The sequence below is a fragment of the Burkholderia sp. ZZQ-2 genome (assembly GCF_050768715.1).
GTDB lineage: Bacteria > Pseudomonadota > Gammaproteobacteria > Burkholderiales > Burkholderiaceae > Burkholderia > Burkholderia cepacia.
Map to the genome: position 1 here is coordinate 1 of NZ_LDVA01000229.1, position 207 is coordinate 207.

A 207-nucleotide genomic window follows, 5' to 3' on the forward strand; every position below is an offset into this window, starting at 1 on the left:
CGACGACAAGTTCGTGCCGATCGTGGGCGGAGTGGTCGGTACTGCTCTCACCGCGTGGGACGTCGCCAACGCCAAGCGCCACGGCGTCGCCGTGAAGGTGCGCAAGGCGACCGCGCCGCAGAAGTCGGGCCCCGGCCTGGGCTCCATCATCGCGATCATCCTCGGTGCTGCCGCGGCGGTCGGTGTGCTCTACGCCGCATGGCAGAC

Annotated in this window: 1 protein-coding gene; it reads left to right on the plus strand. The window is 70.0% G+C overall.

Going from position 1 to position 207, the window contains the following annotated elements; genetic code table 11:
* Window positions 1-207 (plus strand): hypothetical protein (locus ABY44_RS15380; protein WP_431641379.1); only part of this gene is annotated, 207 nt, incomplete at both ends.